Raw genomic sequence first — 18,342 nt, forward strand, 5'->3', positions numbered from 1 at the left:
CGCCCGATCATTGATGATCTGCGATAACCCTGCAATTGTGACTGGTGTCAAAGATGACGTTGAGAGAAGGAAATGTTCTTGCCAGGCACCAGAAGATCGGTTCTAGCGCTGCTCATGGGCACCGTACTTGCTTTCACTTCATTGGTCGCGACACCTGCGACGGCCGAACCGGGAGTCGTCACAGCGACCCGAACAGCAGAATCGACAATGCAATCTCTCGGCTTGCTCACGCCTATCGCCGCCTCCAGTGAACGCGCCGCTCGACTAAGCTCCGAATCAGAGCACCTGGAGCCGAGCGGCTCCCTCTCGACGAAGTCCGGCCTCACGGCCGAATACAGGAACCACAGCGTCGGCATCACTCCAGGAACCGCTGTCCGATCGGCGAGCGTCGGGCCTTCAGGCGCGCTCGTCTACAACATGAGCGACTCCTACGATTACGCGTTCACAGGGGCAGGCCATGTTCTCAATGCGGGCTTTGCTCTCATCAAGGACCAGGCAGCCCCATCTGATTACAGATTCGACGTGACCGTGGATGGAGAACCCGCCATCCTTGAGTTCATCGACCACTCGGTTGCGGTGAAGGATTCACACGGACGGACCGTCAACTTCATAAATCCGGCCTGGGCCTCAGATTCCACCGGCGCTCCTGTCAGGACCAGTTTCTCGATCGACGGCGGCACGCTGGTGCAGAGAGTGCATCACACGGGCGCATCCTATCCCGTGGTCGCCGACCCCAGCCTCGCCTGTGACATCGCATTCTGTACAATCATGCTCAACAGAACCGAGACGAAAACCGCGTCGCAATCTACCGCAGCAGCGGCAGGATTACTGTGCGGATCAATGACGGCCGCATTCGCCCCCCTCGGAGCGGTGTGCGGCGCTTACGGCGCCGTATTCCACGTCGCCGCAGTTCAAGCGAACAACTCTGGCCAGTGCCTCGGCGCACGCTACCTCACTATAGGTGGCTCTCTGCACCCGGTCATCCAGCGCTGTTAGAGCGCGCGAAGAACAGCGAAGGAGATTCAATGGCCTCTGATCACGATCTCAGTCGGGCGATGCGCCGAGAATTGCGCAATCCCATCCTTGGAGGATTGGCGCTTCTGCTGTTCGGCGGTACAGCGGTTCTATTGCTTCTGTTCTGGTTCACCGATGCACGCGCCGTTCTCACGCCCTTCGTCGGGCCTGGAACGGGACTGGTCCTCACTGCTTTTACCGTGGAGGTAGCTCGACGCGCTAGGAGGCGCATGCGCGCGGAGGAGCGGGAGAGCTGACCTCGGAGCCTCGATCGACGGAGATTCTCGTCGCGCCATTGAGCGGCGAAAATCTCCGTCGCCGGTGGAGGACATTCCGTGTCTGACCAGCCCGGCCGGTATACGCCAACCGGAGTCGAACGATCGGACTATCCAATTTGGGATGCAACCGACCTCTACGGCAAACGAAGAGTGATCGACGGAGGGGACGCAGCGCGGCCGTCCACCGTGCGGAGACGACGGGCGACCGCAGCGCCGACGGGCTCCGGGACGCACGGAGCCGACCGTGCGCAGGGAGTGTGACGCGCGGAGGCTCCCTCCGGGCGGCGGGTGAGTAGGCTGACCGGACAGCACGTGCTCCGGGGTCGGTGGGAATTCCGAACCGGCGGTCACAGTCCGCGAGCCGCAGCCCCTCGAGAGGGGCGGCGGTTGACCTGGTGGAACTCCAGGACCGACGGTGAAAGTCCGGAGGAGAGGCAGCACGAGCGTCGCGCATCACCGCGCGATGCTGAGCGACGGTGCCCGCGCACCGTCGATCGAGACCCCGGAGTTCGGCGACGAACGGAAGAACCGGGAATGACGATCGACTACGAGCACGCGATGCGCCGGGCGCTGGCGCTCGCCGAGCGCGGGCCCGCCCGCGGACCCAACCCGCGCGTGGGCTGCGTGATCCTCGCGCCCGACGGCACCGTCCTCGGCGAGGGCTGGCACCACGGAGCCGGCACCGCGCACGCCGAGGTCGACGCCCTGTCGCACGTCGCGGCGGGCGCCGCCGAGGGCGCGACGGCCGTCGTCTCGCTCGAGCCGTGCGACCACACAGGGCGCACGGGTCCCTGCAGCCGCGCCCTGATCGAGGCGGGCGTCTCCCGCGTCGTCTACGCCGTGCCGGACCCGGGCGAGCGCTCGGCCGGCGGCGGTCGCACCCTCCGCGAGGCCGGCGTCGAGGTGATCGAGGGCGTGCTCGCCGAGGAGGGAGAGCAGTTCCTCCACCCGTGGCTCACCGCGACCCGCCTGCACCGCCCCTTCGTCACGCTCAAGTGGGCCTCGACCCTCGACGGCCGCACCGCGGCGGCGGACGGCAGCAGCCGCTGGATCACCGGAGCGGCGGCCCGGCAGCGCGTGCACGAGCAGCGTGCCGCGCACGACGCGATTGTCGTCGGCACCGGGACCGTCCTCGCCGACGATCCCGCGCTCACCGCCCGCGGCGACGGAGGCGAGCTCCTCGCCCACCAGCCGGTGCCCGTCGTCGTCGGCACGCGCCCCATGCCGCCAGGCGCCCGCCTGCACGAGCACCCCCGCGCCGTCGTGGTCGAGCGCACCCGCGACCTCGCCGCGGTCCTCGCGCACCTCTACTTCGCCGAGATCCGCAGCGTCTACGTCGAGGCCGGACCGACCCTCGCCTCCGCGCTCGTCGCCGCCGGACTGGTCGACGAGTACCTCGTGTTCCTCGCGCCCGCGCTCCTCGGCGGCCCCCGCCTCGCGCTCGGCGACCTCGGCGTGGAGAGCATCGGCGGGGCCCGGCGCCTCTCCCTCCGCTCGGTCGAGATCCTCGGCGACGACCTCCTCGTGACCGCGCGCCCCGACGTCCTCCCCGCGGGCGGTGCCGGCACCCCGGCCCGCCTCCCCCACGCCCTGCAGATGGAGACCCACTGATGTTCACCGGAATCATCGAGGAGAAGGGCGTCGTGACCGCTGTCGAGGCGGGCGCCGACGCGATCCGCCTCAGCATCCGCGGGCCCCTCGCCGTCGAGGGCGTGCGGCACGGCGACTCGATCGCGGTCTCGGGCGTCTGCCTCACCGTGGTCGAGCACACCGACCAGGGCTTCACCGCCGACGTCATGGCGCAGACCCTGCGGATGTCGACCCTCGACACCGTGGGCGTCGGCGACCCTGTGAACCTCGAGCGCGCCGCGCTGGTCGGCGACCGGCTCGGCGGCCACATCGTCCAGGGCCACATCGACGGCACGGCGACGCTGCTCGCGATCGCACCGGGCGAGGCCTGGCGGGTGCTGCGGTTCTCGCTGCCGACCGGCATCGCTCCGCTCGTCGTCGACAAGGGCTCGATCGCGGTGGACGGCGTCTCGCTGACCGTCTCGGCGATCAGCCCCGCCGCCGAGCCGGAGCAGTGGTTCGAGGTCTCGCTGATCCCCGAGACGCTCGCCGTCACCACGCTGGGCGCGCGCGCGATCGGCGATCAGGTCAACATCGAGACCGACGTCCTGGCCCGCCACGTGGAGCGGATGCTCGCGCTGCGCTCGATCGCGGAGGCCCGCTCATGAGCCTCGCCACCATCCCCGAGGCCGTCGAGGCGCTGCGCGCCGGGCGCCCGATCATCGTCGCGGACGACGAGGGCCGCGAGAACGAGGGCGACGTCATCGTCTCGGCCCAGCTCGCCAGCCAGGAAACGATCGCCTGGATGGTCCGCCACTCCTCCGGGTTCATCTGCGCGCCGATGACCAACGAGATCGCCGACCGCCTCGCCCTGCCGCTGATGGTGGTCGAGAACGAGGACCCGCGCGGCACCGCCTACACGCTGTCCGTCGACGCGGCCGACCGGCTCTCCACCGGCATCAGCGCCTCCGACCGCGCGCACACCCTCCGCGTGCTGGCCGACCCCGAGGCGACCCCCTCCCGCCTGAACCGCCCCGGCCACATCCTGCCGCTGCGCGCCGTCGACGGCGGCGTGCGCGAGCGCGATGGGCACACGGAGGCGGCGGTCGACCTGATGAAGCTCGCCGGCCTGTACCCCGTGGGCGCGATCTCCGAGATCGTCGCCGAGGACGGCGAGATGATGCGGCTGCCCGGGCTGATCGCTCTCGGCGAGCGCGAGGGCGTGCCGGTGACCACGGTCGCGGCCCTCATCGCGTACCTGCAGGAGTTCCACTGCGACGCGGAGGTGCCCGTCACGGTCGCGGTCCCGGAGAGCGCGCGCGTGAGCTTCGAGGTCGAGACCACGGTGCCGACCACCCACGGCCCGTTCCGCATCCGCGCCTACCGCGACCGGCAGACCGGAGCGGATCACGTCGCGATCCTCGCGGGAGAGGTCGCCGCGGGGCGGCCCGCCCTGGTGCGCGTACACTCCGAGTGCCTGACCGGCGAGGCGTTCGGCTCGCTGAAGTGCGAGTGCGGGCCCCAGCTCGACGCCGCCCTCGACACGATCCAGCGGGACGGCGGCGTCGTCGTCTACCTCCGCGGTCACGAGGGCCGGGGCATCGGCCTGATCAACAAGCTGCGCGCCTACCGCCTGCAGGAGGACGGCCTCGACACCCTCGACGCGAACCTCGCCCTCGGGCTCCCCGCTGACGCGCGGGACTACGGAGCGGCGGTCGGGATCCTCGAGGACCTCGGCCTCACCGAGGTCCGCCTGCTCACCAACAACCCCGAGAAGGTCCGCCAGCTCACCGACCGCGGCATCGTCGTCGCCGAGCGCGTGCCGCTCGTCGTCGGAGTCGGCGCCTTCAACGAGGGCTACCTCGAGACCAAGCGCGACCGCATGGGCCACACCCTCGACAGCGTCCTCGACCACGACCCCCTCGACGCCGGGATCTCCGGCCTCGCCCTCGACGCCGGGATCGCCGGCGCCACCACGAAGGAGTAGCAATGGCCGGTAGCGGCGCCCCCACCACCTCCCCTCTCGACGGCGCAGGACTGCGCGTCGTCGTCATCGCGGGGACCTGGCACGAGCAGATCAGCGACGGCCTGATCGCCGGAGCGAGCCGAGCCCTCGACGAGGCCGGAGCGTCCTGGTCGCTCGTGCGCGTGCCCGGCTCGTTCGAGCTGCCCGTCGCCTCGAAGGCGGCCCTGGAGGCGGGGGCCGACGCGGTCGTCGCCCTCGGCGTGATCATCCGCGGCGGCACCCCGCACTTCGAGTACGTCTCGGACGCCGCCACCTCCGGGCTCACCACCGTCTCGATCCTGACCGGCAAGCCGGTCGGCTTCGGCGTGCTCACCCTCGACACCGAGCAGCAGGGCATCGATCGCGCGGGCCTTCCCGGCTCGAAGGAGGACAAGGGGCGCGAGGCGGCCGAGGCGGCGGTCTCGACCGCTCTGCTCCTCCGCTCGCTGCGCGGCTGAACCACTGCGGGCGGCCCCCGTCCTGGGGCCGCCCGCACACGAACCTGGGAGAACACGGAGTAAAGTGGACGGGTCGTCACGAGCGACCCCTCTCTCCTCCCCCTCGCCTCAGCGGCCCGCGACGCCCGATCGACGCCCCGCCCCGCCGGCTCGGGGGGGGGAGCCGCCGTCCACACGGAGCCCCTCCCTTATGTCTTCTCCCGCCGTCTCCGACGCGCCAGCAGCCGCCCCGCAGAACTCCCGCGGCCGCGTCATCCTCGCCAGCCTCATCGGCACCTCGATCGAGTTCTACGACTTCTACGCCTACGCGACCGCCGCCGTCCTGGTCTTCCCGTCGCTCTTCTTCGTCAACGAGGACCCGGCCACGGCCCTCCTCGCCTCCTTCGCCGTCTTCGGCGTCGCGTTCATCGCGCGCCCGATCGGGTCGATCATCTTCGGCCACTTCGGCGACCGCGTCGGCCGCAAGGGCACCCTCGTCGCCTCGCTGCTCACCATGGGCGTCGCGACCTTCCTGATCGGCTGCCTGCCCACCGCGCTCACGCCCGGCTGGGAGTTCCTCGCTCCGTTCCTGCTCGTCGTGATGCGCTTCTGCCAGGGCCTCGGCCTCGGCGGCGAGTGGTCCGGAGCCGCGCTGCTCGCGACCGAGAACGCACCGGCCGGCAAGCGCGCCATCTACGGCACCTTCCCGCAGCTGGGCGCACCGATCGGCTTCATCGTCGCCAACGTCCTGTTCCTGGTGCTCGCGAGCACGATGAGCGACGAGACGTTCGCGGCGTGGGGCTGGCGCGTGCCGTTCCTGGCGAGCGCCGTGCTCGTGATCATCGGGCTCTACGTACGGTTCAAGCTCGTCGAGACGCCCGCGTTCCAGAAGGTCGTCGAGAAGGGCGAGGTCGCCAAGCTGCCCCTCGCCCGCGTCTTCGTCACCAGCTGGCGCCCGCTCATCCTGGGCACCTTCATCATGCTGGCGACCTACGTGCTCTTCTACCTGATGACCACGTTCACGCTGACCTACGGCACCTCACCCGTCGACGGCGCGGTCCCGGGCCTCGGCTACACGCGCAACGACTTCCTCGTCATGCTGATCGTCGGCGTCGTGTTCTTCGGGATCTTCACGCTCGTCTCCGGCCCGCTCGCGGAGCGCTTCGGCCGCCGCCGCACGCTGCTCGTGGTGACCGCGGCGATCCTCGTGTTCGGCCTGCTCTTCGTGCCCCTGTTCAGCGCCGGCTTCGCGGGCGTCATGGCGGTCCTGATCCTCGGCTTCACGCTGATGGGCCTGACCTTCGGCCCGATGGGCGCCGTCCTCCCCGAGCTGTTCCCGACCAACGTCCGCTACACCGGCTCGGCGATGGCGTACAACCTCGCGTCGATCCTCGGAGCGGCCCTCGCGCCGATCATCGCGGTCGCGCTCTGGAGGGCGGCGGGCGGCAGCACCGTGCTGGTCGGCCTCTACCTCAGCGCCGCGGCCGTGCTGACGCTGATCGCGCTCCTGCTCTCCAAGGAGACGAAGAACGCGTCGTACCACGACAACGTCTCGTAGGACTCCTGCAGAGGACGGCCCGTCGGGATCCCCCGGCGGGCCGTCCGCGTCTCCGCCGCCTCCCTGAGCACCGGGCCCGCCCTCTGGCGGCCTGCTCGCAGCGACGACGGGGCAGAATGGAGGGCGATGAGCACCACCACCTCCCGGCGCGGCGGACGACGACCCTCCCGCGACGACGGACCCCGCGCCTCCTTCTCGCAGCTCGTGCCCTACCTGCTCGAGCACCGCGGCATCCTCTCGGTCGTCGTGGTCCTCAGCCTGTTCGGAGCGGCGGCGAGCCTCGGCCAGCCCCTGCTCGTCGGCCAGGTCATCACCCGGGTCCAGTCCGGTCTCGATCTCGGCCCGCTGGTGTGGGCCCTCGTCGGCCTGGTCGTGGCCTCCGGGCTGATCTCGGGCTTCGCGCACTACCTGCTCCAGCGCACCGGCGAGGGGATCGTGCTCTCGAGCCGCCGCCGCCTCGTCGCGCGGCTGCTGCGCCTCCCCATCCGGGAGTTCGACGCGCGCCGCACCGGCGACCTCGTCTCGCGCGTCGGCTCCGACTCCACGCTCCTGCGCGCGGTGCTGACCCAAGGGCTCGTCGACTCGATCGCGGGCTCCCTCGTCTTCGTCGGCGCGATCATCGCGATGGCCGTCATCGACTGGGTGCTGCTGCTGATCATCGTGGCGGTGGTGGCGGTGGCCCTCGGGCTCGCGCTGACCCTCGGCCGCGGCATCCGCACCGCCAGCCGCAAGGCCCAGGAGAAGGTCGGCGATCTGGCCGCGGCCGTCGAGCGCGCCATCAGCGCCGTCCGGACGATCCGTGCCGCCGGAGCCACCGATCGCGAGATCGCGGTCGTCGACCAGCACGCGACGGAGGCGTACCGCCTCGGGATCCGGGTCGCGCACGTCTCGGCCCTCGTGGTGCCGGTGGCGGGGATCGCCATGCAGGTCGCCTTCCTCGCCGTCCTCGGCGTCGGCGGCTACCGCGTCGCGTCCGGCGCGATCGACATCGCCCAGCTGGTCTCGTTCATCCTCTTCCTCTTCATGATGGTGATGCCGCTCGGCAACTTCATCGGCGCCATCACCTCGGTGAACTCGGCGCTGGGCGCCCTCGGCCGCATCCAGGAGATCATCGACCTGCCGATCGAGGGCGACGGCGACGCCTCCGCGGGCGGCCTCGGCGCCGGCGTGGCGGAGGAGGCCATCTCCTTCGAGGACGTGGTGTTCTCCTACGAGGAGGGCGCCGTGCCCGACGCGGCGGCCGTAGCGGACGAGCGCGACCGCACCGTCCTGCGCGGCGTCTCCTTCACCGTGCCGCGCGGCAAGCGCACCGCCCTGGTCGGGCCGTCGGGAGCGGGCAAGAGCACGATCCTCGCCCTCATCGAGCGGTTCTACGACCCGGAGGCCGGCGTCGTCCGACTCGGCGGTGTCGACATCACGGCCATCGACCGCGACGCGCTCCGCGCGCAGATCGGCTACGTCGAGCAGGACGCCCCGGTCCTGGCCGGCACCATCCGCGAGAACCTCGTCCTCGGCCGCCCCGACGCCGACGACGCCGACTGCCTCCGGGTGCTCGAGGCGGTGAACCTGACCGACGTGCTCGAGCGCAACCCGCTCGGCCTGCACGCGCCGGTGGGCGAGAGCGGAGTGATGCTCTCGGGCGGCGAGCGTCAGCGCCTCGCGATCGGCCGCGCGCTCCTGGCGGCCCCGCCGATCCTGCTGCTGGACGAGTCCACGTCGAGCCTCGACGGCCTCAACGAGCAGCGCCTGCGCCTGGCGATCGACGCGGTCGCCGAGAACCGGACCCTGCTGGTGATCGCGCACCGCCTGTCGACGGTGGTCGATTCCGACCGCATCGTCGTGCTGCAGAAGGGCGAGGTCGTGGGAGTCGGCACCCACTCCGAGCTCGTCGAGTCGACGCCGCTCTACCGGGACCTCGCCAAGCACCAGCTGCTCGTCTGACGGACGCCGCAGCGGCGTCTCGCGACCGCCGCTGCCTCATGCCGGTCGACCAGCCGCGCAGCGGCGTCTCGAGACGCCCGCACGTCTCGACCAGCAGCCTGCGCCCGCTCGTCCCTCAGCGCGGCGGCAGCCGCAGGGCCCCGTCGAGCCGGATGGTCTCGCCGTTGATCATGGGGTTCTCGACGATGTGCCGCACCAGGGCCGCGAACTCCTCGGGGCGTCCGAGGCGGGCCGGATGCGGCGTCGCCGAGCCGAGCGCCTCGCGGGCCCTGTCCGGCAGCCCGGCGAGCAGGGGCGTGTCGAACGTGCCCGGTGCGATCGACACCACGCGCACGAGCCGGGCCGCGAGCTCGCGCGCGAGCGGCAGGGTCATCGCCGCCACGGCTCCCTTCGACGCGGCGTAGGCCGCCTGCCCGATCTGCCCCTCGAACGCGGCGACGGAGGCGGTCGTCACCAAGACTCCCCGCTCCTCGTCGACGGGCTCCCGCTCGGCGATCGACGCCGCGGCGAGGCGCAGCACGTTGAGCGTCCCGGTCGTGTTGATCCGCAGCACCCGCTCGAACTGCTCGAGCGGCAGTGGCCCGTCGCGTCCGAGCAGCCGCCCGGGTGTGGCCACGCCCGCACAGCTCACGGCGACGCGCAGCTCCCCCGCCGCCCCCACGGCGCGCGAGACGGCGTCCGGATCGAGGACGTCCCCGGCGATCAGCTGCACGGAGGCGGGCAGACGCGCGGCCTCCACCGCGTACGGCAGATCGAGCACGACCACGTGCGCTCCTGCGGCGTCGAGCGCCGTCGCCGTCGCGGCTCCCAGTCCGGATGCTCCCCCCGCGATCAGCGCGGACGTCCCCTCGAGTCGCACGGTCAGCCCGCCGGAGCGGGGGTGGAGTCGGCGTCGGGCTCGTCGGTCGGCTCGCTGCCGGGCTCCCCCGTCGGATCACTGCTCGGCTCTCCGGACGCGAGCGCCTGCGCCGAGCAGTCGGTCAGGGTGGCGTCGTAGGCGTCACGGGCGCGCTGCGCCGCCAGGCGGACCTCCTCCTCCGCGAGCGGGCTCGCGAGCGGCGGCCGGTCGCTCAGGCCGTAGCGGGCGAGGCAGTCGCTGATCAGGCGGGTCATGCGCGCGCCGCTCTCGGGATCGGCTGTGCCGGTGGGCGCCGGGGCGGCGGTCGCGACGGAGCCCGAGTCGCGCACGGACCCGTCCGGCACCTCCGCGGCGGGACCGGAGCAGGCGGTGAGGCTCAGTGCGAGCGCGACTCCGACGAGCAGCGCGACAGGCGGGCGGAGCGTCGTGCGCAGGAGCATGGACGACCTCGTTCGTGACGTCTGCGGGCGGGAGTGCGGCCACGGTAGCGCAGTCGATGCTTCCGGCGAGCGCTGGGCGCGCTCTCACGCCCCAGTGGCACCCCCAACGGGGCACAGGCGCGCCTCTCAGGAGGGCTCGGCGAGCGCCCACATCGCGACCGCCGACGCCGCAGCGACGTTGAGCGAGTCGATTCCGTGCCGCATCGGGATCTGGACGGCGACATCGGCGGCGGCGAGCGCTTCGGCGGTGAGACCCTGCCCCTCGGTGCCGAGCACGAGGGCGACGCGCTCCGGAGCGCGGGCGGCGAAGTCCCGCAGGGGCACCGCCTCCGGGGTCAGAGCCATCGCCGCGATCGTGAAGCCCGCTCCGTGCAGGAGCCGCTGCGTCGACGGCCAGTCGCCGACGCGCGTCCAGGGCACCTGGAGGACCGTTCCCATGCTCACGCGGATGGCGCGGCGGTAGTACGGATCGGAGCAGCGCGGCGTCACCAGCACCGCATCGGCTCCGATGGCCCCGACGGAGCGGAAGATCGCGCCGACGTTGGTCGGGTCGACCACGTCCTCGAGCACGACGACGCGGCGCGCTCCCGCGAGCAGGCCGGCCGGGTCGGGCAGCACGGGCCGGTCAATCGCCGCGATCAGACCGCGGTGCAGGGTGTACCCGGTGAGCTCGGCCAGGAGCTCACCCGTGCCCGTGAAGACGGGCACGTCGAAGCGGCCGACCAGGCGCTCGGCCTCGCCGGCCGAACCGCCGAGGGCGAGCACCGAGCGCGGCCGGTGCCCGGCGGCGATCGCGCGCTCGAGCACGAGCGCCGACTCCGCGATGTACAGGCCGTGCGGGCCGCGGGCGTTCTTCAGCGCGACGTCGGTCGCGTGCGCGTAGTCGCGCAGCCTCGGGTCGTCGAGCGCGGTGACCTCGATCCGCTCCACCGGATCAGGCGAAGGGGTCGGGGGTGAGCGTGTACTTGGTGCTGAGGTACTCGTGGATCCCCTCGAGTCCGCCCTCGCGACCGAGGCCCGATTGCTTCACCCCGCCGAAGGGCGCCGCCGCGTTCGACACCACGCCGACGTTGAGGCCCATCATCCCGGTGGCGAGCCGCTCGATCATCCGCTGACCGCGGGCGAGGTCGCGCGTGAAGACGTAGGACACCAGTCCGTACTCGGTGTCGTTGGCGAGCGCGACGGCGTCGTCCTCGTCGGTGAACGGCACGATCGCGAGGACCGGGCCGAAGATCTCGGTGCGCAGGATCTCGCTCTCCCGGTCGACCCCCGCGAGCACCGTCGGCCGGTAGAAGTGGCCCGCCCCCTCGATCCGATCGCCGCCGGTGAGCAGGCGCGCGCCGCGGGAGACGGCGTCCTCCACCAGCGCGGACGCCTTCTCGACCGCGCGCTCGTCGATCAGCGGGCCGATGGTCACTCCGTCCTCGGTGCCGCGGCCGACGCGCAGAGCGCGCACGCGCTCCACGATCCGCGCGGCGAACTCCTCGGCGATCGACTCGTGCACGAAGAAGCGGTTGGCGGCCGTGCAGGCCTGGCCGATGTTGCGGAACTTCGCGAGCATCGCGCCCTCGACCGCCCGGTCGAGGTCGGCGTCCTCGAACACGACGAAGGGCGCGTTGCCGCCCAGCTCCATCGAGGTCCGCAGCACGTTCTCGGAGGCCTGCTGCAGCAACGTGCGCCCGACGGGCGTGGAGCCGGTGAAGGACACCTTCCGCAGGCGGGGATCCGACAGGATCGGAGCCGACACGGCTCCCGCCGAGGACGTGGTGACCACGTTGAGCACGCCGTCGGGGAGCCCCGCCTCGGCGAGCAGTGCCGCGAAGGCGAGCGTGGTGAGCGGAGTGAGCTCGGCCGGCTTCACGACGACGGTGCAGCCCGCCGCCAGCGCCGGAGCGATCTTCCGCGTCGCCATCGCGAGCGGGAAGTTCCAGGGGGTGATGAGGTAGCAGGGGCCCACCGGGTGCTGCGAGACGATCATCCGGCCGCTGCCCTCGGGCGAGACTCCGTAGCGTCCGCTGATGCGCACCGCCTCCTCGCTGAACCAGCGGAGGAATTCGCCGCCGTACACGACCTCGCCCCTCGCCTCCGCGACCGGCTTGCCCATCTCGAGCGCCATCAGGAGCGCGAACTCCTCGGTGCGCTCCTGCAGGAGGTCGAACGCCCGCCGGAGGATCTCGCCCCGCTTCCGCGGCGCCGTCGCGGCCCACGACGGACCGGCGGCGACGGCGGCGTCGAGCGCCCGGACCCCGTCCTCCGGAGTCGCGTCGGCGATCGAGACCAGGACCGCTCCGATGGCCGGGTCCTCGACGTCGATCGAGCCGCCGCCGGAGGCGTCCACCCACTCACCGCCGATCAGCAGCTGCGTGGGGATGCGGGCGAGCAGAGCGGTCTCGGCGGCGCGGGACGCGACGGAATCAGTCACAGGAGGGAACCACTTCTTCGGATCGGAGCGCGCAGACCGCGCCAGGAGGAGCTTCTCGTCCTCCCAGTGTAGGACGGGCGATCGCTCCGGGGGCGGGGTCGCCGGGAGCCTCGAGGACCTGCGCCTCCCTGAGCCCTGTGGAGGGACGAGCCCTCAGACGGACCGCTCGACGCGGATTCCCGCCTCCGTGAGCTCGCGCAGCGCCGCGGCACTCGCCTCCTCGGAGACGCCTGCGACCAGGTCCTCGAGCACGCGGACCTCGAGCCCCGCCCGTCGCGCGTCGAGTGCCGAGGCGCGCACGCAGTGGTCGGTCGCGAGTCCCACGACGTCGAGCGCGGTGACGCCCCGCTCCGCGAGCACGGCGCCGAGCTCCTCGCCCGCCTCCGTCGTGCCCTCGAAGGCCGAGTAGGAGGGACGGCCCTGTCCCTTGAGGATCTGCACGTCGATCCGAGCGGTGTCCAGGGCCGGGTGGAACCGCGCGCCGTCCGTGCCGGCGACGCAGTGGACGGGCCAGCTGTCGACGAAGTCCGGCTCCACCGCGAAGTGGCCGCCGTTGTCGGAGTCGCCCTCGTGCCAGTCGCGGGAGGCCAGCACCGCGGAGTACCGGTCGGCGTGCGCCGCCAGATGCGCGGTGATGCCCTGGGCGACGGCCGCGCCGCCTGTGACGGCGAGCGCGCCGCCCTCGGTGAAGTCGTTCTGCACGTCGACGATCAGGAGTGCGGTGGTCATCGTGGGCCTTCCGGGAGGAGGTGGAGAGGAGGAGCGGGAGGTCGACCCGTCCGGGTCAGGAGTCGGAGAGCGAGGAGCCGCAGCGGTAGACGCCCGTCACGAGGGTGTCGATCGCGGTCTTCGCCGAGTCGGAGACGTCGCCGAGAGCGTAGACCGCGAAGGTCAGCTCGGTGCCGTCCGCCGCGGTGACCACGCCGGCCAGTGTGTAGCCGGTGTCGATCCAGCCCGTCTTCGCGCGCACCGCGCCGTCGGCCGCGGCGTTGTCGCCGGCGAAGCGGTCGGAGTAGGAGAGCGAGCCCGTCCGGCCCGACACCGGCAGGCCGTCCAGGAGGATCCCCAGCTGCCCCTCGCGGGCCTGCACCTTCCGGAGCAGCTCGGTGAAGTACGCCGGCGCGACCGCGTTGTCGTCGCTCAGGCCGGAGCCGTCGACGATCGCGATCCCGGACGTGTCGACGCCGTAACCGGCGAGCCCCTGCAGCACACCGGCCTGCTCGGCAGCGAAGTCGCTGCCCGCGCCGGTGCGGATCGCGACGAGCCGCGCGAGCATCTCGGCGATCGCATTGTCGGAGACGAGCAGCATCTGCTGCACGAGCGTGCCGACCGGAGCCGACTCCACCGTGCCGAGAACCGCGGCGCCCGCGGGAGCGGTCCCGGTGGAGACCACGGGCGAGCCGTCCAGCTCGTCGGCGAACGCCTCTCCGGCCCGGCCGACCGGATCCGTGCCGCGCTCGGAGGTCGAGGCCGTGGGGTCCTCGCGATCGCCGTCCACCTGGAGCGCCGTGATCTCGGGCATGTAGCCGTCGACCTGCTCCTTGCGGTTCCAGCTCGGCTGCCAGGTCTCGCCCGAGTAGAGGGAGGAGTCGAGCACCAGCGACGTGATCGGCGTCCCGGCGGTGGACGGGTCCGCCTCCCAGGCGCTCTCGACCTGCGCCGCGAGGTCGTCGAGGTGGGCCGCTCCGGCGTAGGTCGACTCCCGGCCGGTCGGGAGCCGGGTCAGGGTGAGGTCTCCCCCGCCGACGAGGACGACGCTTCCGGGCTCGCTCCCGCGGACCACGGTGGTGGCGATGCGCGTGTCCGGGCCGAGGACCGCGAGCGCCGACGCGGCTGTGAGGATCTTGAGGGCGGAGGCGGTGCGGGACGCGGTCCCGCCCCCGCGGTCGAACAGGACCTCGCCCGTCGCGGCGTCGACCACACGCGCCTGCATCGAGCCCAGGCGCGGGTCGGCGGCGAGCCCCGCCACCGAGCAGGTGCGGAGCGCCTCGGCCGCCGCTTCGGCGGTGGGCCGCGCCGTGGCCGTCGGCGTCGGTGCGGGAGTCGCGGTGGCGGTCGGGGTCGAGACGACGGGCAGCGCCCCGGGCTCCGCGGCGCTGCCGAGGGCCGTCCCCACGCCGAAGGCGCCGCCACCGAGCACGGCGGCCACGAGCACCGCGGCGACCACGAGAGTGCGGCGACGGCGGGGAGGAGGCGTGTCGGTCATCCGCAACAGGGTAGCGACGCGAGTTCGACGCGACCTGGACGCCGCGGATGAGGCCGGGAACTCGCGGATCCGGCCGGGACGTCGCGGATGACGGGAGAGGGAGCCGCCTGTGGGAATCGAACCCACGACCTTCTCATTACGAGTGAGACGCTCTGCCGACTGAGCTAAGGCGGCGTGCACGCGGGGCCTGAGCCCCGGACACGATTACACAGCATAGCCTGCTCGCGCCCCCGGGCGTGAATCAGGACGGCGCGGTCGAGCAGAGGCTCCGCGACGGCGGCGGCGACCGCCGCGCTCGGCTCAGGCGAGCGCGCCGCGGAGCTCCTCGAAGGAGCGGGCGATGCGTCCGGGCAGGGCCTCCCGGCCGTCGTGATCGACCCAGGCCGCCCAGGCGTGGCGGACGGCGGCGAGCCCGAGGAGCGTCAGCATCCGCGCCCGGCTGCGCACCCGCTCCGCGTCGTCGTCCTCCTGGCCGAGACGCTCGGCGACGAGCCCCTCGACCGCGAGCTCGAACTCGCGCATGCCCGCGATCTTCAGACCGACCAGATGCGGGTGCTCGCGGAAGAGCGCGCGGCGGAGGACGTGCAGCTCCCGGTCCTCCTCGAGCGGCTCCTCCATCGCGGCGACGAAGACCCGCTGCAGGTCCTCGAGCACGGCGCCCCGGCCCGCGACGAACGCCGCCGCCGTCTCGTCGGCGATGACCGGGAGCCCGCCGACCAGCGCGTCCTCCTTCGAGGCGAAGTAGTTGAAGAAGGTGCGCGTGGAGACGTCGGCGGCGCGCGAGACGTCGTCGATGGTTACGCGCTCCGGCCCGCGCTCGCTAGCGAGGCGGAGGACGGCGATCTCGATCGCCCGCCGCGTGGCCAGGCGCTTGCGCTCGCGAAGCCCGGGCTGCTGCTCGCGGGACCGCTCCTGCTCGGTCAGCACTGCGGATCCACCTCCGGGACGGTCCCCTCGAGCAGGTACGCGTCGACCGCGTCGTTCACGCAGGACGTCGACTTGTTGTAGGCCGTGTGGCCCTCGCCGTCGTAGGTGACCAGGTGACCGGCGGAGAGCTCGCCCGCGAGCGCCTGCGCCCATACGTAGGGCGTCGCGGGATCGTTCGTGGTGCCCACGACCAGGATGGGCGCCGAGCCCTCCGCGGTGATCGGCTCGCGGGAGCCCTCGAACGCCGCCGGCCACTCGCTGCAGAGGATGTCGCCGTAGGCCATGTAGCGGCCGATGGTCGGCGCGGCCTGCTCGAGAGCGGCCTCGTCGGCGCGCATCGAGGCGGTGTCGGCGTCGTAGGAGTAGTCGACGCAGTTGATCGCGAGGAACGCCTCGGTGGTGTTGTCCGCGTACCGGCCGTCCGCGTCGCGCCCGTTGTAGGCGTCCGCGTACTGGAACGCGACCGCGGGGTCGCCCCGGCGGACGCCGGCCAGCATCTCGCTCAGCGCTCCCCACGCCGTGGCGTCGTAGAGCGGGTAGACGATCGCGGTGAACAGCGTGCTCGCGCCGAGCTCCCGGCCGTCGGCGGCCCGGATCGGCGAGGCGTCCACGTCCTCGAGCATGCGCTTCAGCTGGGCCATCCCCGCGTCGACGGTGCCGGTGAACGGGCAGTCGTCCGAGCGGAGGCAGTCGGCGAGGTAGGCGCGCAGTGCGCTCTCGAACCCCTTCGCCTGCTCGCGCACCACGTCGAACGAGGTGGCCGCCGGATCGATAGCGCCGTCGAGGACGAGGCGGCCGACCCGGTCCGGGAACAGCCCGGCGTAGGTCGCTCCGAGGAACGTGCCGTAGGAGTAGCCGAGGTAGTGCAGCGTCTCGTCGCCGAGCGCCGCGCGCAGCACGTCGAGGTCACGGGCGGCGCTCGGGGTGCCGACCTCGGGCAGCAGTGGCCCGCTGCGCTCCTGGCAGGCGGCGGCGAACGCGGCAGCGGTCGTGCGCTGCGCCTGGATCCACTCGTCGCTGCCCCGCTCCCCCGGCGTGATGTCGTAGAGGTAGGAGTCGAGGCCCGCGGCGTCGAGACAGGAGACCGCGGTGGAGGCGCCCACTCCGCGCGGATCGAAGCCGACGACGTCGTACCGGGCGGCGAGCGCGGAGTCGACCGCGTAGTCGGCGCTGTCGCGGATGAAGTCGACGCCCGACGCTCCCGGTCCGCCCGGGTTCACGAGCAGGGAGCCGATCGCCGGTCCCTTCGTCGCGGGTCGGCGCACCAGGGCGATCGACGCCGTCTCCCCCGAGGGGTCGTCCCAGTCGAGCGGGACTGTCGCGTCGGTGCAGAGAGCGCCGTCGCCGCAGTCGTCCCAGACCAGCACCTGCGAGTAGTAGCGCTCCAGCGAGTCGTCGACGGTCTGCGGATAGGGGGTGGAGGTCCGGTCGACGCTCGGGCCGGGCGCGAAGCAGCCGGTCAGGAGGGACGCGGCCGCGGCGAGCGCGACGACGACGGCCGACCGGCGCCCCCGCCTCACGCGGCCACCGGGCGGCGCGCCGCAACGACGAGCAGCGCCTCGAGAGCGAGGACCGGGGAGACGTTTGCGTCGATCCGCTGCCGGGCGGTCGCGATCGCGTCGAGGACGGCGAGCGTGCGGTCGGGCGGAGTCGCGTCGGCGAGCGCGGTCATCTCGGTCCGGACCTCCTCGTTGATGACGCCGCCGGGCGCTCCGAGCTGGAGGCGCACCACGTCGCGGTAGAGGGAGAGCAGGTCGACGAGGATCCGGTCGAGGCCGTCGCGGAGGCTCCGCGTCGCGCGTCGCTTCTGATCCTCCTCGAGCGCCCGCAGCTGCGAGCGGAGCTGCGCGGGCACGGTGCCCCCGGGCTCGACGCCGAGCGAGCGCAGCGCCTGCTGCCGCTCGGCCTCGTCGCGCTCGAGGGTGATCGCCTTGGCGTCCTCGGTCGCGACCTCGATCATCCGCGCAGCGCCGAGCACCGCGTCCGAGACGCCGCGGAGGCGCAGGGCGATGCGGAGCGTCTCCTCGCGGCGCTCGCGCGCGTTCGCGTCGGTCGCCAGGCGGTGCGCCATCCCGATGTGGCTCTGAGCCTGGCGGGCGGCGCGCTCGGCGGTCTCGGGGTCGACCCCGTCGCGGCGCTCGAGGAGACCGGCGACGTCCTCGATGCTCGGCACGCGGAGCCGCACGGAGCGGACGCGGGAGCGGATGGTGGGGAGCAGATCGGCCTCGCTCGGGGCGCACAGGATCCAGACCGTGCGCTCCGGCGGCTCTTCGAGCGCCTTCAGCAGCACGTTGGACGTGCGCTCGCTCATCCGGTCGGCGTCCTCGATGACCATGACGCGGTAGCGCGACACCGAGGGCGAGTACTGCGAGCTGCTGACCAGCCGCCGCACCTCGTCGATCGAGATGATCACGCGCTCGGTGGTCAGCACGGCGAGGTCGGGATGGGAGCGGGCGGCGACCTGGCGGCAGTCGGGGCACTCCCCGCAGCCGCCGTGGCGGCAGAGCAGTGCGGAGGCGAACGCGTAGGCGAGGTTCGAGCGGCCGGACCCGGGAGGGCCGGTGATGAGCCAGGAGTGCGTCATCGACGACGACTCCCGGCCACGGTCGTCCCGGGGCGTCGAGGCGTCCTGCAGGGCGCCGATGGCGTGCTCCTGCCCGACGAGCTGGCTCCAGACGGTCATGCC

17 protein-coding genes, 1 tRNA gene and 1 riboswitch are annotated in these 18,342 nt (G+C 72.4%); of the genes, 8 read left to right on the forward strand and 10 right to left on the reverse strand.

Annotated features, from left to right (window positions below):
• Window positions 1-207: 207 nt before the first annotated feature.
• The 8 genes from C5C55_RS16325 (at window position 208) to C5C55_RS09325 (ending at window position 8,802) form a co-directional block, all read left to right on the forward strand.
• The gene (locus C5C55_RS16325; protein WP_146080925.1) at window positions 208-996 is read left to right on the forward strand and encodes a hypothetical protein; all 789 of its coding nucleotides are present in this window, start codon (window positions 208-210) and stop codon (window positions 994-996) included.
• Window positions 997-1,025: 29 nt separating this feature from the next.
• Window positions 1,026-1,271 (forward strand): hypothetical protein, encoded by a 246-nt coding sequence (locus C5C55_RS16330; protein ID WP_146078468.1) that lies wholly within the window; start codon window positions 1,026-1,028, stop codon window positions 1,269-1,271.
• Window positions 1,272-1,602: 331 nt separating this feature from the next.
• Window positions 1,603-1,735, forward strand: a riboswitch (FMN riboswitch).
• A 91-nt stretch (window positions 1,736-1,826) separates the two neighbouring features.
• Window positions 1,827-2,903, forward strand: a complete 1,077-nt coding sequence (gene ribD, locus C5C55_RS09300) for a bifunctional diaminohydroxyphosphoribosylaminopyrimidine deaminase/5-amino-6-(5-phosphoribosylamino)uracil reductase RibD (RefSeq protein ID WP_258065115.1) — start codon at window positions 1,827-1,829, stop codon at window positions 2,901-2,903.
• Entirely contained in the window at window positions 2,903-3,529 is a 627-nt protein-coding gene (locus tag C5C55_RS09305; RefSeq protein ID WP_104233719.1) for a riboflavin synthase, read from the forward strand. Before ribD ends, C5C55_RS09305 begins: the two co-directional genes overlap by 1 nt.
• Complete coding sequence (gene ribA, locus C5C55_RS09310) at window positions 3,526-4,848, forward strand: GTP cyclohydrolase II (RefSeq protein ID WP_104222225.1); 1,323 nt, start codon at window positions 3,526-3,528, stop codon at window positions 4,846-4,848. Before C5C55_RS09305 ends, ribA begins: the two co-directional genes overlap by 4 nt.
• A gap of 2 nt (window positions 4,849-4,850) precedes the next feature.
• Window positions 4,851-5,324 (forward strand): 6,7-dimethyl-8-ribityllumazine synthase, encoded by a 474-nt coding sequence (gene ribH / locus C5C55_RS09315; RefSeq protein ID WP_104233720.1) that lies wholly within the window; start codon window positions 4,851-4,853, stop codon window positions 5,322-5,324.
• Window positions 5,325-5,514: 190 nt separating this feature from the next.
• Complete coding sequence (locus C5C55_RS09320; protein ID WP_104222221.1) at window positions 5,515-6,861, forward strand: MFS transporter; 1,347 nt, start codon at window positions 5,515-5,517, stop codon at window positions 6,859-6,861.
• A 126-nt stretch (window positions 6,862-6,987) separates the two neighbouring features.
• A complete protein-coding gene (locus C5C55_RS09325) occupies window positions 6,988-8,802 on the forward strand; it encodes an ABC transporter ATP-binding protein (RefSeq protein ID WP_104233721.1) in 1,815 nt (604 codons plus the stop codon).
• Between the two features lie 115 nt (window positions 8,803-8,917).
• Here C5C55_RS09325 and C5C55_RS09330 read toward each other — a convergent pair whose 3' ends face one another.
• The 10 genes from C5C55_RS09330 to C5C55_RS09375 all read right to left on the reverse strand — a co-directional run bounded on the left by C5C55_RS09330 (window position 8,918) and on the right by C5C55_RS09375 (window position 18,339).
• Complete coding sequence (locus C5C55_RS09330) at window positions 8,918-9,661, reverse strand: SDR family NAD(P)-dependent oxidoreductase (RefSeq protein ID WP_104233722.1); 744 nt, start codon at window positions 9,659-9,661, stop codon at window positions 8,918-8,920.
• Between the two features lie 2 nt (window positions 9,662-9,663).
• Window positions 9,664-10,101 (reverse strand): hypothetical protein, encoded by a 438-nt coding sequence (locus C5C55_RS09335; RefSeq protein ID WP_104233723.1) that lies wholly within the window; start codon window positions 10,099-10,101, stop codon window positions 9,664-9,666.
• A 126-nt stretch (window positions 10,102-10,227) separates the two neighbouring features.
• Window positions 10,228-11,031: an RNA methyltransferase gene (locus C5C55_RS09340; RefSeq protein ID WP_104233724.1), complete on the reverse strand. Its 804-nt coding sequence runs from the start codon at window positions 11,029-11,031 to the stop codon at window positions 10,228-10,230.
• Window positions 11,032-11,035: 4 nt separating this feature from the next.
• Window positions 11,036-12,523 carry an NAD-dependent succinate-semialdehyde dehydrogenase gene (locus C5C55_RS09345; protein WP_104233725.1) on the reverse strand — a complete coding sequence of 496 codons (1,488 nt, stop codon included), beginning with the start codon at window positions 12,521-12,523 and terminating at the stop codon, window positions 11,036-11,038.
• A 153-nt stretch (window positions 12,524-12,676) separates the two neighbouring features.
• The gene (locus C5C55_RS09350) at window positions 12,677-13,252 is read right to left on the reverse strand and encodes a nicotinamidase (RefSeq protein ID WP_104233726.1); all 576 of its coding nucleotides are present in this window, start codon (window positions 13,250-13,252) and stop codon (window positions 12,677-12,679) included.
• Between the two features lie 55 nt (window positions 13,253-13,307).
• The gene (dacB, locus tag C5C55_RS09355; protein ID WP_104233727.1) at window positions 13,308-14,729 is read right to left on the reverse strand and encodes a D-alanyl-D-alanine carboxypeptidase/D-alanyl-D-alanine-endopeptidase; all 1,422 of its coding nucleotides are present in this window, start codon (window positions 14,727-14,729) and stop codon (window positions 13,308-13,310) included.
• Between the two features lie 101 nt (window positions 14,730-14,830).
• Window positions 14,831-14,903: transfer RNA gene (locus tag C5C55_RS09360), tRNA-Thr, on the reverse strand.
• Window positions 14,904-15,029: 126 nt separating this feature from the next.
• The gene (locus tag C5C55_RS16580; protein WP_181027157.1) at window positions 15,030-15,656 is read right to left on the reverse strand and encodes a TetR/AcrR family transcriptional regulator; all 627 of its coding nucleotides are present in this window, start codon (window positions 15,654-15,656) and stop codon (window positions 15,030-15,032) included.
• Window positions 15,650-17,176 (reverse strand): alpha/beta hydrolase, encoded by a 1,527-nt coding sequence (locus C5C55_RS09370; protein WP_104233728.1) that lies wholly within the window; start codon window positions 17,174-17,176, stop codon window positions 15,650-15,652. Before C5C55_RS09370 ends, C5C55_RS16580 begins: the two co-directional genes overlap by 7 nt.
• Entirely contained in the window at window positions 17,173-18,339 is a 1,167-nt protein-coding gene (locus C5C55_RS09375; RefSeq protein ID WP_104233729.1) for a DNA polymerase III subunit delta', read from the reverse strand. Before C5C55_RS09375 ends, C5C55_RS09370 begins: the two co-directional genes overlap by 4 nt.
• Window positions 18,340-18,342 lie beyond the last annotated feature (3 nt).

The organism is Rathayibacter sp. AY1C2 (assembly GCF_002931195.1).
Classification (GTDB): domain Bacteria; phylum Actinomycetota; class Actinomycetes; order Actinomycetales; family Microbacteriaceae; genus Rathayibacter.

Excerpts from the sequence above, each read along its gene's own strand:
- C5C55_RS16330 (WP_146078468.1), top strand. The coding sequence starts at position 1,026 with ATGGCCTCTGATCACGATCTCAGTCGGGCGATGCGCCGAGAATTGCGC.
- C5C55_RS09325 (WP_104233721.1), top strand. The coding sequence starts at position 6,988 with ATGAGCACCACCACCTCCCGGCGCGGCGGACGACGACCCTCCCGCGAC.
- C5C55_RS09335 (WP_104233723.1), bottom strand. The coding sequence starts at position 10,101 with ATGCTCCTGCGCACGACGCTCCGCCCGCCTGTCGCGCTGCTCGTCGGA.
- C5C55_RS09305 (WP_104233719.1), top strand. The coding sequence starts at position 2,903 with ATGTTCACCGGAATCATCGAGGAGAAGGGCGTCGTGACCGCTGTCGAG.
- C5C55_RS09375 (WP_104233729.1), bottom strand. The coding sequence starts at position 18,339 with ATGACCGTCTGGAGCCAGCTCGTCGGGCAGGAGCACGCCATCGGCGCC.
- dacB (WP_104233727.1), bottom strand. The coding sequence starts at position 14,729 with ATGACCGACACGCCTCCTCCCCGCCGTCGCCGCACTCTCGTGGTCGCC.
- ribA (WP_104222225.1), top strand. The coding sequence starts at position 3,526 with ATGAGCCTCGCCACCATCCCCGAGGCCGTCGAGGCGCTGCGCGCCGGG.
- C5C55_RS16325 (WP_146080925.1), top strand. The coding sequence starts at position 208 with ATGCAATCTCTCGGCTTGCTCACGCCTATCGCCGCCTCCAGTGAACGC.
- ribD (WP_258065115.1), top strand. The coding sequence starts at position 1,827 with ATGACGATCGACTACGAGCACGCGATGCGCCGGGCGCTGGCGCTCGCC.
- ribH (WP_104233720.1), top strand. The coding sequence starts at position 4,851 with ATGGCCGGTAGCGGCGCCCCCACCACCTCCCCTCTCGACGGCGCAGGA.
- C5C55_RS09320 (WP_104222221.1), top strand. The coding sequence starts at position 5,515 with ATGTCTTCTCCCGCCGTCTCCGACGCGCCAGCAGCCGCCCCGCAGAAC.
- C5C55_RS09350 (WP_104233726.1), bottom strand. The coding sequence starts at position 13,252 with ATGACCACCGCACTCCTGATCGTCGACGTGCAGAACGACTTCACCGAG.